12 protein-coding genes are annotated in these 13,485 nt (G+C 46.5%); 10 read left to right on the top strand and 2 right to left on the bottom strand.

Going from position 1 to position 13,485, the window contains the following annotated elements:
• Positions 1 to 100: 100 nt before the first annotated feature.
• From QRD89_RS14770 to QRD89_RS14750, 5 genes are all read left to right on the top strand, one after another.
• Positions 101 to 1,090, top strand: coding sequence for a TAXI family TRAP transporter solute-binding subunit (locus QRD89_RS14770; protein WP_286095580.1), 990 nt, complete (start codon positions 101 to 103; stop codon positions 1,088 to 1,090).
• On the top strand, positions 1,087 to 1,602 hold the full coding sequence (locus tag QRD89_RS14765) for a DUF1850 domain-containing protein (RefSeq protein ID WP_286095579.1): 516 nt from the start codon (positions 1,087 to 1,089) through the stop codon (positions 1,600 to 1,602). Before QRD89_RS14770 ends, QRD89_RS14765 begins: the two co-directional genes overlap by 4 nt.
• 15 nt (positions 1,603 to 1,617) lie before the next feature.
• Entirely contained in the window at positions 1,618 to 3,768 is a 2,151-nt protein-coding gene (locus tag QRD89_RS14760) for a TRAP transporter permease (RefSeq protein ID WP_008634152.1), read from the top strand.
• A 19-nt stretch (positions 3,769 to 3,787) separates the two neighbouring features.
• The gene (locus tag QRD89_RS14755; RefSeq protein ID WP_286095578.1) at positions 3,788 to 4,579 is read left to right on the top strand and encodes an SDR family oxidoreductase; all 792 of its coding nucleotides are present in this window, start codon (positions 3,788 to 3,790) and stop codon (positions 4,577 to 4,579) included.
• Positions 4,580 to 4,672: 93 nt separating this feature from the next.
• Positions 4,673 to 5,221: a GNAT family N-acetyltransferase gene (locus tag QRD89_RS14750; RefSeq protein ID WP_026578178.1), complete on the top strand. Its 549-nt coding sequence runs from the start codon at positions 4,673 to 4,675 to the stop codon at positions 5,219 to 5,221.
• 37 nt (positions 5,222 to 5,258) lie between these two features.
• On the opposite strand, the gene ald is transcribed toward QRD89_RS14750, so the two are convergent.
• Both ald and QRD89_RS14740 read right to left on the bottom strand, forming a co-directional pair.
• Positions 5,259 to 6,389 carry an alanine dehydrogenase gene (gene ald, locus QRD89_RS14745; protein WP_008634155.1) on the bottom strand — a complete coding sequence of 377 codons (1,131 nt, stop codon included), beginning with the start codon at positions 6,387 to 6,389 and terminating at the stop codon, positions 5,259 to 5,261.
• 106 nt (positions 6,390 to 6,495) lie between these two features.
• A complete protein-coding gene (locus tag QRD89_RS14740; RefSeq protein ID WP_286095577.1) occupies positions 6,496 to 7,746 on the bottom strand; it encodes a PucR family transcriptional regulator in 1,251 nt (416 codons plus the stop codon).
• A 239-nt stretch (positions 7,747 to 7,985) separates the two neighbouring features.
• On the opposite strand from QRD89_RS14740, the gene QRD89_RS14735 reads away from it, so the two are divergent.
• The 5 genes from QRD89_RS14735 to QRD89_RS14715 all read left to right on the top strand — a co-directional run bounded on the left by QRD89_RS14735 (position 7,986) and on the right by QRD89_RS14715 (position 13,485).
• Positions 7,986 to 9,059 carry a YkvI family membrane protein gene (locus QRD89_RS14735; protein ID WP_008634157.1) on the top strand — a complete coding sequence of 358 codons (1,074 nt, stop codon included), beginning with the start codon at positions 7,986 to 7,988 and terminating at the stop codon, positions 9,057 to 9,059.
• A gap of 143 nt (positions 9,060 to 9,202) precedes the next feature.
• A complete protein-coding gene (locus tag QRD89_RS14730; protein ID WP_286095576.1) occupies positions 9,203 to 10,174 on the top strand; it encodes an N-acetylglucosamine kinase in 972 nt (323 codons plus the stop codon).
• Positions 10,171 to 11,076: an N-acetylmuramic acid 6-phosphate etherase gene (murQ, locus tag QRD89_RS14725; RefSeq protein WP_286095575.1), complete on the top strand. Its 906-nt coding sequence runs from the start codon at positions 10,171 to 10,173 to the stop codon at positions 11,074 to 11,076. The genes QRD89_RS14730 and murQ overlap by 4 nt, the downstream gene beginning before the upstream one ends.
• A gap of 90 nt (positions 11,077 to 11,166) precedes the next feature.
• Positions 11,167 to 12,498, top strand: coding sequence for an extracellular solute-binding protein (locus tag QRD89_RS14720; protein ID WP_502875721.1), 1,332 nt, complete (start codon positions 11,167 to 11,169; stop codon positions 12,496 to 12,498).
• Between the two features lie 93 nt (positions 12,499 to 12,591).
• Positions 12,592 to 13,485 carry a carbohydrate ABC transporter permease gene (locus QRD89_RS14715; protein WP_008634172.1) on the top strand — a complete coding sequence of 298 codons (894 nt, stop codon included), beginning with the start codon at positions 12,592 to 12,594 and terminating at the stop codon, positions 13,483 to 13,485.

Here is a 13,485-nt window from a genome sequence, read left to right as displayed (position 1 = left end):
ACCAAAAAGACCAAAATGTCCAATATGGTCAAAAGGTTCCCTTCCCTGAATGAAAGCGTTATCATAATTTTTAGAAAATTAAGAAACGGAGGATGGTTTGATGAAGAAATACATATGGTCTGCAGTCATGTTTTTATCGTTGGTACTTCTTGCTGCTTGCGGCGGGGGATCGGAAGGGGCTTCTGGAGAAGGTGGAGACGGTGCGGAATCGATCGTCTTTGGCACAGGTGGTACATCGGGTTCCTATTATCCGATCGGAGGTGCTTTAAAGCCTGTCCTGGAAGAAAGTGAATTAATCAGCAACGTGACGGTCGAATCCACAGGAGCATCTGTGGCTAACATTCAGAATATCAAGGACAGCCTGAATCAAATGGCCACGATCATGAGTGATGTCGGCTATGACGCGATAGAAGGAATAGGGCAGTTTGAAGGGAATTCCGTCGACGTCCAAGCCATGGCAGGCATGTATCCGAACGAGGTACAGATTGTGGCTTTGAAAAGCAGCGGTATTTCCACGGTTGAAGATTTGAAGGGGAAGAAAGTCGGTGTCGGTAAGGTAGGATCCGGAGTAGAGCAAAGTGCGAAGAAGGTGCTGGAAGCGGTCGACCTTACTTATGATGACTTATCCAAGGTCACCCATACCGGCTATGCGGACAGTGTGCAGGAAATGAAAAACGGCAACCTGGATGCCGCCTTCTTTACGTCCGGCGTACCCAACAGCAACATCACTGATTTAATGCAGCAGACGGATATTACTTTCGTCGAAATCAGTGGAGCGACGGCGGATGCATTGATGGAGAAGTATCCTTTCTATAAACCGTATACGATCGAAGCCGGCGACGAGGCTGTTTATGACTTGTCTGACGCAGTGGAAACGGTAGGCATCCAGAACATGATCATCGTTTCTAAGGATTTGAGCGAGGACGTCGTCTATGATATGACGAAGCGCTACTACGACTATCTTGGTTCAGAGGAAGTGTCCATTGGTGTACTGAAGCAGTTGGAACGTGAAGAAATCGCAAAAGGCTTGATTGCACCTCTTCATCCTGGGGCGAAAAAATTCTATGAAGAAGAAGGCATTCTGGAGTGAAGGGGAAGGGCATCAACAGGGTGCCCTTTTTTCCATCGATGACCGGATATGTCCGAGCAGTAAATGTCGCTGCTGTCTGTTTTCTTCTTCTGACATTACAAGTCCATACGCTTACCGTTTCTTCGGAAAGCATGGAGGAGTGTTTTTTTATAAATGATGGCACGGAGCTGTCCATCCGGTGGACACATTCCGTAGAAAATGAAGATTGGGAAGAGACGTTTCTCATGGAACAGGATAAAATCCGATTGATTAATACAAGGTTTAAAACCTTCGGGGCGGGTGTGCCCAATGATATTGGTACAGAGACATATGTGAAGGACGGCTGGGTCTACATGGAAGGGATCTCCCGAAACATTGGAGAACAACTGATCGTCCGGACGGGGGATCGAACCAACCATCGTCTGCGCATAGGAAACCGGGAGCAGTTGGACTTAGCGTCGGGGGAAGCCTTTAAGATAGCAGGGAATGAGATCTCCCTCTTGTCCATGCTCGTTCGAAATACTATTAAATAAGTAGAGGTGAAAATCATGAACAAGCAGGAAGTAGATGGGAATTTCGATAGAGAAAGTACGACGAGGAGTGCCATTGCCAAACCGATCGCTTTGACGGTATCTGTATTGGCTGTCGCTTTATCTATTTTTCATTTATATACGTCTTATGCAGGGTCTCTGGTAGATATTAAACAGAGGAGCATTCATTTATACACGTTGATGACATTAGGGTTTCTGATGTATCCATTCATCAAGAAGAAAGGGAGCAGAGGGATTCCATTCTATGATTACATAACGGCTGGATTGTCTTTATTTGTAGCAGTATATATGTTGATGACAGCCGAGCGCATTATTCAAACAGGCGGCCAAATTAACGACGTTGATTTCTATGTCGGAATTCTGATCCTCCTGCTTTTGTTTGATATAACAAGAAGGGTGACAGGGTGGGGGCTTTCGCTTTTGGGGCTGGGTTTTCTCATTTATGGCTTTTACGTCAAGCTGTCCGTGTATCCAGAATGGAATCCTGTCGTCATTCAAAGCGTTGCGAAACAAATCATTTCTCAGCTGATCTTCATAACGGAGGGGGTACTGGGTACAGCCGTTGGTGTATCTGCCAGTTACATTATTCTGTTCATTTTGTTCGGAGCGTTCCTTGGTCGGTCCGGCATGGGACAGTTATTTAATGATCTGGCACTAGCTGTAGCGGGACATACGAAGGGAGGCCCCGCGAAAGTAGCGGTCATTGCAAGCGGGTTTCTTGGTTCGATCAACGGTTCTGCCATAGCGAACGTTGTAACGACCGGAACGTTCACCATTCCTTTGATGAAGAAGATTGGTTATAAAAAAGATTTTGCCGGGGCAGTAGAGTCGGCAGCAAGTGTGGGCGGGCAGATTCTGCCGCCGATCATGGGTGCAGCGGCCTTTATTATGGCCGAAAACTTGAATGTCGCCTATACAAAAATCATTTTGGCGGGAATCATACCAGCCCTTCTGTTTTATGTCGGCATCCTGCTGCAAGTCCATTTCCGTGCATCGAAACGAGGGTTGAAAGGAATCCCTAAAAGTGAACTTCCTTCATTACGAGCCGTGCTGGCAGAAAGAGGTCATTTAATTGTTCCGATGTTGACACTGCTGTATCTCCTTTTCTCAGGGAAAACACCGTTTTATGCAGCATTCTGGTCCATTATTGCAACGGTTGTCATTGCGGGATCGAAGCGGATGATTCCGGTTATCCTTGGAGTATCGCTGTTCTTGATTTTTCAGCCTCAGCTGTCTGCTCTCCTATCAGGCGGGTCTATGCCGAACGTACGGGGAGACTGGTGGGAGCTGCTTCTCATTCTTGCTGTCCCGCTCGTTATAAATCTTTGGAGAAAGTGGCTGAAGATCGAAGGCGATGAAGTCACCATCATCGATTGCCTGAAGGCTCTGGAAGATGGAGCGAAGACCACTGTTCCGGTAGCCATTGCATGTGGAGCCGTAGGAATTGTGGTGGGTATTGCGTCCCTCACCGGTGTGGCGCTTGAGATTGCCAACAGCATTGTCAGTATCGGAAGCGCCGTGAACAGTCCGCTTATCCAATTGCTGATAACCTTGGTCCTTACGATGATTACATCCATTGTCCTGGGAATGGGGCTTCCAAGTATTCCAACCTATATTATTACAAGTACGATGGCAGCACCAATCCTGCTTCAGCTTCCATTGTATCGGGAATTGGCGGGATCTCCGGAAACAGCTACGTTTGTCGCCCACATGTTCGTTTTTTATTTCGGGATCTTTGCGAATATTACGCCGCCGGTTGCCCTTGCTGCCTTTGCTGGAGCTGGAATCGCAGGAGGAAATCCGAACAAAACCGGGTTCCAGGCTATGAAACTCGCGATTGCTGGATTCATTGTCCCGTTTATGTTCGTATTCTCTCATGAAATGCTGATGATTGATGCAACGGCAGGAAATATTCTTTTAATTACGATTACATCGTTAGCCGGAGTGTTCCTTCTTTCTGTCATGACGGAAGGTCATTTCAGACAAAGAGTGCCGTTCTGGCTGCGAGCAGTCGCTGGTATAGGAGCATTACTTCTTATCTATCCGGGTATTGTAACAGACATCATGGGGGTCGCTGCTCTGGCGCTTCTGCTTATTACCAGTTCTAAAAAGGAAAAGGCGATCCCGGAACAGCGCTCCGCTTTGTAGTAGAAAGGAGAATGGGAAGATGGATTTGAATTTGGAAGGGAAATCTGTCGTTGTTTTGGCTGCGAGCAAAGGATTAGGGAAGGCTGTAGCAACTGTTTATGCACAGGAAGGTGCGCACGTAGTGATTTCCAGCAGACAGGAAAAAGAATTGAAAAGGACCGTAGAGGGACTGAAAGAAGCAACAGGAAATGAGCACGTCCATTACCATGTTTGTGATGTCACCAAACCGGAAGATATTCGTAGTTTGATGGAAAGAACAGTGGAGCTGAACGGGAAAGTGGATGTGTTAATTAACAATGCCGGCGGTCCGCCGGCAGGAACGTTCGATGATTTCCATGATGAAGATTGGCAGCAGGCCTTCGAATTGAATTTATTGAGTCTCACGAGAGCCATTCGTGCAGTACTCCCTTCGATGAGGAAAGAGGGCGGTGGACGCATCGTCAATATTGCTTCTTCCTCCATCAAGCAGTCTCTCGATCATCTCATTCTGTCCAACACATTTCGTGCCGGTATCGTAGGCCTGTCAAAAAGCCTCTCCCAAGAGCTTGCACCGGATAATATATTGATCAACACCGTCGGCCCTGGCAGGATTGCGACAGAACGCGTCGAGCAATTAGATCAGAAGCGGGCGGATGAATCAGGCGTGTCTGTGGAAGAGTTGAAACAGAAGGCAGAGGGAGCCATTCCTCTGCAGAGATACGGGACACCGGAGGAATTCGCGGCATCTGTTGCCTTTATCGGCTCGTTTGCCAATACGTACATGACAGGGCAGGCCCTGGTCGTCGATGGCGGTTTAGTGAAAGCCTATTGAATACGGAAAACGTCCGAAAGTTTATTCTTCGGACGTTTTTTTATCCTTTTCTTTATTATTATAGTAGTAGGTAAAAGAAGGGGAGGATGCCAGGTGATTACATTACATGATTTTAGAAAGGAAGATTTCACTCAGCTTATCCAGTGGGTGAAATCTCCGGAGTTTCTGATGCAGTGGGCGGGTCCGACTTTCGACTATCCTTTAGATCGAGAGCAGCTTGAAGTTTATAGGAGGGGATCGAACAAAAAGGGTTCAGAAGTGCTCATCTTTAAAGCGGTGGACATGGAGAATGAGCGGGTCATCGGACATATTTCTCTTGGGAGGATCGATCATCATAATAAGTCGGCACGGATCGGGAAAGTATTAATTGGTGAAGAATCATCCAGAGGGAAAGGCTATGCCGGTCAAATGATCGACAGAGTTCTTGCTGTCGCCTTCGATGAACTGGAATTACACCGGGTCAGCTTAGGGGTCTTTGACTTCAACAAAGCAGCCATCTCCTGTTATGAGAAGGCAGGATTCATTAAGGAAGGGTTACATAGAGACAAACAAAAAGTGGGAGAGGAATATTGGAGCTTATGGGAGATGAGTATGCTGGAATCTGAGTGGCGGAGCAGACAATCGGAGACATATATATACTGAATGGAAAAGCCCCGTCGGGAAGAACGGGGCTTTTGTGTCAGGCTTCTATGGTTTGACGAATGGCTTCACGAGCCGGTTTATATTCATAACCGAGATCGTTTGCTACTGCTTCATAAGTCAAGTGGCCGTTCGCTGTATTTAAGCCGTGCTCGATGGCTGTATTTTCTTCTACTGCTTTCACGACACCCTTCGATGCGATTTGGACCGCATAAGGAATCGTCACGTTTGTAAGGGCGATGGTGGACGTACGTGGAACAGCTCCAGGGATGTTTGCGACAGCATAATGGAGGACGCCATGTTTCTCATAGATTGGCTCATCATGTGTCGTGATATGATCGACTGTTTCAAAGTTACCACCCTGGTCGATGGCGACGTCAACGATAACAGAGCCTGCTTTCATTTCCTTCACCATGTCCTCGGTTACGAGTTTCGGTGCTTTCGCTCCAGGAATCAAAACCGCGCCAATTACTAGATCCGCATTTTTAACTGATTCCGCGATATTGAAAGGATTCGACATTAACGTCTGGACATCTCCCCCGAACTGATCATCCAATTCACGGAGACGAGTAGGGTTTAAATCAAGAATGGTTACGTGTGCACCGAGACCGACTGCGATTTTCGCCGCGTTTGTTCCGACGATACCGCCTCCGATGATCACGACATTCCCGCGGGATACACCCGGCACCCCACTCAATAGAATTCCTTTACCGCCGAAAGATTTTTCTAAGTACTGTGCGCCTACTTGTGTAGCCATACGTCCGGCTACTTCACTCATTGGAGTAAGCAATGGAAGCTTATTATCTGCACTTACCGTTTCATAAGCGATTGCTGTCACTTCGTTATCCACCAATGCTTTTGTTAAGCCCGGCTCAGCAGCGAGGTGAAGGTAGGTGAAAAGGATCAACCCTTTGCGGAAATATCCATATTCTGCAGGTAGTGGTTCTTTCACCTTCATTACCATCTCGGCCTGCTCCCAAACGGATGAAGCGCTTTCAATAATGGTTGCTCCGGATGCAATATATTCTTCGTCCGTGAAGTTGCTGCCAAGTCCAGCTTCTGTCTCGATCAACACTTTGTGCCCGGCTTTCAGCAGGTGAATAACACCGGATGGAGTGATGGCTACGCGGTTCTCGTTGTTTTTAATTTCTTTTGGAATACCGATAATCATGGGATAGGTCCACCTTTCGTAATCGAATGTAAGAAAAGTATATCTCGTCTGACTATTTTTTTGTTTAGGGGAAAGTGAAAAAATGAAAGAGAGGATTTGTGAAAAATCACAAATCCTCTCTTTCGCTTTCCTGTATCAACAAATCTAAATAAAGCATCGTCTTCTGGTTGGTATCCTTAAAATCGATATGGCCAATTTCCCGGATCCGTTTCAAGCGGTAATTCAGCGTGTTTGTGTGTATGTGCATGTGGGAAGCGGCTTTGTGAACATTGCTGTTCATCTCGAGAAAGACCTTTAATGTTTCCAATAGGGAAGAACGGTTTTGTTCGTCGTAAGCCTTCAATCTCATCAAGGAATCATTTTTATAGTTTTCCCGCTTCTGTAAGGAGGCGAGTTCGTTAATGAATTGATAAATACCGAGATCCTGATAGTTATCGACCTCAGCGAGTTTCACAGGAAACTGCTCCTTCAGCTCCAATACCTTCAACGCTTGTTTATAACTGTCCTTAATAGACTGTGGATTATCATAGACCAGTCCGAAAGCACCTTTTAAATCTTCAAATCCAAGCCTTTCCTTCATCTTTTGTGTGAATTCACGAATGAAGGCCTGGCTCATTTTGTTCGCATCTTCTAAGTTGTCGGTTCTCACAAGCAGGATGAGCTGGCGGTCATCAAATATACGGCTGATAATCTTTGTCTGCTGCAGTGTCTCCGATAAATAATAGGCATGACGCTCGACGGACTGGCTCGTGTCTTCTGTAAATTCAAAGACCGCAACACAAAGCTGACCGTACAAATGAAGGCCAAACCGCTTTGCCTGTTTATGAATATCCTCTGAATTGGTGGCGGCTCCGGTCAATAACTGCCAGAAGAATTCTTTTTCGTTTTCTTCGGATTTCTGCTTCTTCGCCTGCTGGCGCTGGAGGTGCTGGGCTACCATTTGAGCTGCTTCGCGAATAGTGGACAAATGATCCGTCGTTACGGTGACCTTATCTGTCTGTGCCCAAATGAAACCAAGGATTTCCTTGTTGTTGCGAACAGACACAGCCAGTCGATTACCTAGCCCAATAGAGTCTATACTGTCGACAATAATAGGTTCGCCGCTTTCGAACAGCTGGGACATGATTCCGTGTTTCCAAAGCCCGTTGACAACATGCTCTGGAACTTTACGCCGCATAATCGTAGCCGTTCGCGCATCGTCGACGTTGGACTCATGCTTGCTGTAGGAAACAATGTGATGGTTTGCATCTTCGATAGTCACGGGACAGCCAAGATTGTAGGCAATTTGATCCGCCATCCCCTCTGGAGAATCCAACATATCTTTATAGGGGTGGTGCTGACGTGTCGAATGTTTCATAGCCGTTCTCCTTCTATAACAATGGTTAGTTCTATTTTATCATGCTTTCTCAGAACAGACATCCGCATTTTTACACTTGATTTATTTGTGTAAATAAACGAACATATATGTTAGGGTTTGTTTAAAATGACAAACATAAGAAAACGCATTCATGATAAGCTGAGGTAGTTCAACCGGTTTGAAAGCCTTTACATTTTGTTGAATCACCAGGTGAAGACAGAGTTGGGAGGATGTATGTTTTGATTAGGGTATTGAAAATTGCTAGTGCATTCATTGGAATCATTGTGGGAGCAGGATTTGCTTCCGGTCAGGAAATTCTTCAATATTTCACGAGTTTTGGTACGATCGGTACGATAGGAGCGGTCATTTCAACCGCGCTCTTTGCTTACCTTGGAATGATGCTTACAAAAATAGGGACACGCTTAAAGGCAAAATCTCATAAAGAAGCGATCTACCGCGTAAGCGGAAAATACTTAGGGGTCGTCGTTGATTACGTTATCATTTTCACTTTGTTCGGTATCGGAGTCGTCATGATTGCTGGTGCTGGATCGATACCTAGTCAGCAGTTCGGTCTTTCCCCGTTATTCGGCGTCATTCTTATGAGTGTTATCGTTCTGGCGACGGTTATGTTAAATGTAGAGAAAGTCATTCGGATCATCGGCAGCGTCACCCCATTCCTGGTCGTTTCGGTGGTCGGTGTATCGATATACAGCTTAATCACCATGGACGGGACGTTCTCCGAGTGGAACTCGGTTGCTCAGGAGCAGCCATCGGCCGTTTCCAATTGGTTCATGTCCTCCATTAATTATGTATCTTTGAACTTGGCATTAGGAGCTTCCATGTCTCTATTGATGGGAGGAAATGAAGACGATGAGCGCATTTCTTCTCTTGGCGGTCTTGTAGGTGGACTGGTCCTCGGTCTGATGATCGTATTGAGTCATCTAGCTATGTTCGCTCAAATAGAGGTCGTGGGCACGTATGATATGCCGATGCTGAAGATGGTGGACGATCTCTCTCCTGCCCTCGGAATCCTATATTCCATTATTCTATTCGGGATGGTATTCAATACCGCAGTGAGTATGTTCTTCTCCCTTTCCGCAAGGTTTACGACGGTCGGCACACCTGCCCACCGTAAGTTCGTTACTGTTTCCATCATAGCCGCATTTATCTTAAGCTTTGCAGGGTTTACAAAGCTTGTCAGTATCTTTTATCCGGTAATCGGATACATGGGAATATTTTTAATTCTGGCATTGATTACGGCTCCGTTTCGTTTAAAGCAGGAGATGCACAATCAAGAACGTCGTTCAGCATAGAAACAGGGTAGCCGGGGAATTCGAGTTCCCCGGCTTTTTGCTTTGTTATTTTTGAAATAAAATAACGGAATATAAAAAGGTATATTGACATAAAAATTCAATAAATCTATAATATAGTCAATCATTCCCATTGGAGGTCGTCTATGGAATATGTAATTGGAATAGACGGAGGAGGAACGAAAACGGCGTGTCTATTTATGGAAGCAGGGAAAACAACCAGCTCTCCGGATCCTATGGTAGTGGTAGGACCTGGAACGAATCCACATATCATTGGCTTTGAAAAGGCGTGGGGCCGGATTCAGTCTTTAATTTCGGAAGGTATGGAGCAATTCAGCATTGATCCACAGGAAGTTGCAGGAGTGGGAGTCGGTCTTGCGGGAGTCGGAAGAGCAGAAGATAAGCAGCAAATGAAGGCAATAGCCCAAAAAAAATTTTCAAATCAATTTTTTTCTGAAAATTGCCACTTGTTTATCGGATCGGACAGTCATGCGGCTTTAAGAGGTGCACTACCACCGCACGAGGAGTCGGGTATTCTTGTCATTTCAGGGACTGGTTCAAGCGCCATCGGAATTGCTCCGGACCACAGGCTGCATCGGTGCGGCGGCTGGGGGCATATCCTTGGTGATGAAGGAAGTGGATATTACATATCTTTGAAAGCGTTATCAGAAGTGACGAAGGCGGCAGATGGACGAAGAGGGGAAACCATTCTGACAGAACTGCTTCTGGAAAAGTGGCAGTTGGATAAACCGGAACAGCTGATCCGGTTTATCCATGAGGGAAATCGAATGGAAAAGCAGACAATCGCCGGTGTTGCAGAATGTGTTATTGCAGCTTCGGAGACGGGGGACAGTACGGCAACACGCATTTTGCATACAGCTGCGGAGGAATTGCTGCTTCATCTCTACTCTATAAGACGTAAAGGATTTAACACGATACCCGCAGTCGTGACGGCTGGATCAATTTTCACTCATTCCCATGTATTGAAGAAATACTTCATCAGACAAATGGAGGAACGGGGGTTGGGTCGGTATGTGGAAGCATACGGACCTCCGGAATTCGGGGCGGCCTTACTGGCTCAGCCGTCCTTGGTATTAAAGGAGGGGGAGAATAGATGACAGATTCCTTGGCATCTTTGACGACGGAACAGAGAAATGAACGTACAAAAGAGTTGGATCGCATGACGACCGCAGAAATTTTGACGGTTATGAATGAAGAAGATCAAAAAGTGGCGGAAGCGGTCAGACAGGTGCTGCCTCAGATAACGAAGGCAGTGGATCGGATTTCGGAAGCCCTGAAGCGTGGAGGACGTCTCTTTTATGTAGGGGCAGGTACAAGCGGCCGCCTTGGAGTTTTGGATGCTTCTGAATGTCCGCCTACCTTTCAAGTAGACTATGATATGGTCCAGGCGGTCATGGCAGGGGGCGGAGAAGCTTTTTTTAAGGCGAAAGAAAACTCTGAGGACGATGAACGACAAGGAGAAGAGGATTTACAGCAGAAGAAAGTCTCCCCGATGGATGTGGTCGTCGGCATCACGGCAAGCGGAAGGACGCCTTATCCTATTGGTGCTCTGAAGGTGGCACGCCGAGTCGGTGCATTTACGGTTTCACTTTCTTGTAATGAGGCATCAGAAATCAGTGCCTTCGCGGACTGTCCGATCGAAGTCATCGTCGGACCGGAAGTATTGACTGGTTCGACGCGGTTGAAATCAGCATCCGCTCATAAAATGGTGCTTAATATGCTCAGTACCGTCAGTATGGTGAAACTTGGCAAAGTCTATGAAAACTTGATGGTTGACGTCCACGCAAGCAACCATAAACTCCGTGAACGCGCGAAAAGCATCTTGATGGAAAGCACGAAGACGAAGTATGAAGAGGCGGAATCTGCTTTGGAACAAGCGGATATGCAGGTGAAACCGGCTATTTTAATGCTTTTAAAGTCTGTTTCTTATGAAGAAGCACAAACATTGCTCGCGGCTCATGAGGGGCAGCTGAGGGAAGCGCTGGAAACGAACAGTTGATTTGCAAACCATTCAATGGTTTCAAATAAATGACCAAAACAAAGGGGGAGCTTTGCTTTGAACAAGTGGCGGAACGTTTCATCTTGGTGGATGATAGGTATTCTGTTTGCATTCGTGGTGCTGGCTGGTTGTGCTCCGGGGGCAGGATCAGATGAGTCGAGCGAGGAGGACTCAGGAGATGGTTCAGGAGAAGAAAGTTCATCCGGAGAAATTTCCGGTGAGCTGGAAATCCAGTATTTTGTCGGGGGTTACGGGGATTCGTGGTGGAAAGAAGTGATTGCTGATTTTCAGGAAGAATATCCGGATGTGACCATTACAGAACATGCCGGTCCGAACATTAACGAAGAAATGAGATCACGCTGGGTATCCGACGATCCGCCTGATGTCGTTTATATTGACGGTGCCGGTTCCAGTGAAACACAAATGGTGGAAGACGGGCAGTTGATGAATTTGTCGGAATGGGTGAGCGGTATAGAGTTGGAAGACGGTTCCAAGCTGAACGAAAGCTTTATCGTCGACCCGGCTGACTATGACGGCGATATTTACAGCCTTCCATTAGTCTTCGATACATGGGGAACGTGGTATGACAATGCTTGGTTTGAAGAAAAAGGCTGGGATGTTCCGAAAGATTTCCCTGGCTTTATGGAAACGATGAAGACGATCAAGGACGAAGAGGATATCGCACCGTTCGTTACAACCGGCCAATATCCATATTATTTCCTTCGTGGTGTCCTTTACCCGGCATTCGGTGCAGCCGGTGGGGATGAACTATTGACGGATGTCATCACAGGTAAAGAAGGTGCGTGGACGAGTGAGCCGGTGCTGGAAGTGATGAAGAATGTGGAGCAGATGCAGAAGGATGGGCTGATCGATCCTGGATTTGGTGCTCTCAATCATACACAGTCCCAAATGAACTTCCTTCTCCATGATAATGCATTTATCCCGGTTGGTTTCTGGCTGCCGAATGAAATGGCCAATGATACACCGGAAGATTTCGAATACGGATTTATTCCATCTCCAATGCAGGCAGAGGGTGAACCATATGCGATCGTACCGGATCTTCGCCCACTGGCGATCGCAGAGAAGGCCGAAAATCCGGAAGCTGCCAAAGCGTTCGTTGAGTTCGTGTTTACGAAGGAATATGCGAAGAGCTTTTCTGAGCATACCGGTGCAATTATGAACCTTCAGGGAGTCGACCTTTCTTCCAGTGAGGAAGTCCCGCCGTTCCTTATTGAAGCGAACGAGATGATCAACGATCCGGAGCAGGTTCAAATCTATCAGAAACCGCATCCGATGAGCTCTGAATTGGAAACGCCTGTAAGTAATTCGCTGGTCTCTCTCATGCTGGGTAATATTACTGCGGAAGAATTCGTGGAGGAAGCAGAAAAAGCAGCTGCGGAATATCGTAAGAGTCTCGAGTAGGAATATCAGCGGAATGTGGAGGATTCACTCTTCTGCATTCCCTTTTTCTTCCTTTGTCCAAGAAAGAATCTGAAAGAGAAAGAGGTGGGAAGGATGGTCCAGTCGAAGCGGCAGAGATATTTGTTTTTGGCGTTCTGCCTTGTTCCGACGTTTCTTTTGTTTGCGGTTTTCACCCTTTATCCCTTGTTCAACGGGCTTTATTATTCATTATTTAAATGGTCAGGTTCCTCTTCGATTGCTGAATTTGTCGGCTTTGATAATTATCGCCGGTTGTTCAGTGATGGAATTATCCCTGATACGATCCTCCATGATTATTTCCTCGTCGTTACGAAGGTAATCGGCATCATGGTACTAGCGACGTTCTTCGCGGTTGCGTTGACTCAGTTGAAAATTAAAGAAGCACCATTTTATCGGATCGTATTTTTCTTCCCAAATATTATGTCCGTCGTTGTTATCGGTATTCTCTGGATGTTCATCTACAACCCAAGCCTTGGTTTGGTAAACTCGGGGCTTGAATTTATCGGTCTTGAAAGCCTGCAGCGTCCATGGCTTGGAAGTGAAGACTGGGCTCTGCCGAGTCTGGTACTGCCGTCAATATGGGCCGGTATCGGCTTGTTCATGCTTATGCTCATGGGAGGAATTTCGAACATTTCGAAGAGCTACTATGAAGCGGCGGAGATAGACGGTGCGACCGAGTGGCAGCAATTTTGGAAAGTAACGCTTCCACTTATATGGCCACAGATCAAAATTTCGATCCTTTATATCATTATCACAACATTGAACGGCTCCTTCATCATCGTCCAGGTCATGACCCAGGGTGGGCCGAACAATTCGACACATGTGATGGGGTCCTATTTATATGAGCAGGCATTCGTCAAATACAATTTCGGTTACGGGGCTACAATCGGGGTAATGATATTGATTCTGTCCCTCGTGACGGTACTTATCCTGCAGTTTTTTATGAGGCGGGAGAAAGTAGAGTATTAA

The organism is Halobacillus sp. ACCC02827, from assembly GCF_030291935.1.
GTDB lineage: Bacteria > Bacillota > Bacilli > Bacillales > Halobacillaceae > Halobacillus.
The sequence above is the reverse complement of the archived record's forward strand: the minus strand, read 5'-3'. Positions and strand labels throughout refer to the sequence as shown.

Excerpts from the sequence above, each read along its gene's own strand:
- QRD89_RS14770 (WP_286095580.1), top strand. The coding sequence starts at position 101 with ATGAAGAAATACATATGGTCTGCAGTCATGTTTTTATCGTTGGTACTT.
- QRD89_RS14760 (WP_008634152.1), top strand. The coding sequence starts at position 1,618 with ATGAACAAGCAGGAAGTAGATGGGAATTTCGATAGAGAAAGTACGACG.
- QRD89_RS14755 (WP_286095578.1), top strand. The coding sequence starts at position 3,788 with ATGGATTTGAATTTGGAAGGGAAATCTGTCGTTGTTTTGGCTGCGAGC.
- ald (WP_008634155.1), bottom strand. The coding sequence starts at position 6,389 with ATGATTATCGGTATTCCAAAAGAAATTAAAAACAACGAGAACCGCGTA.
- QRD89_RS14740 (WP_286095577.1), bottom strand. The coding sequence starts at position 7,746 with ATGAAACATTCGACACGTCAGCACCACCCCTATAAAGATATGTTGGAT.
- QRD89_RS14730 (WP_286095576.1), top strand. The coding sequence starts at position 9,203 with ATGGAATATGTAATTGGAATAGACGGAGGAGGAACGAAAACGGCGTGT.
- murQ (WP_286095575.1), top strand. The coding sequence starts at position 10,171 with ATGACAGATTCCTTGGCATCTTTGACGACGGAACAGAGAAATGAACGT.
- QRD89_RS14720 (WP_502875721.1), top strand. The coding sequence starts at position 11,167 with ATGATAGGTATTCTGTTTGCATTCGTGGTGCTGGCTGGTTGTGCTCCG.
- QRD89_RS14715 (WP_008634172.1), top strand. The coding sequence starts at position 12,592 with ATGGTCCAGTCGAAGCGGCAGAGATATTTGTTTTTGGCGTTCTGCCTT.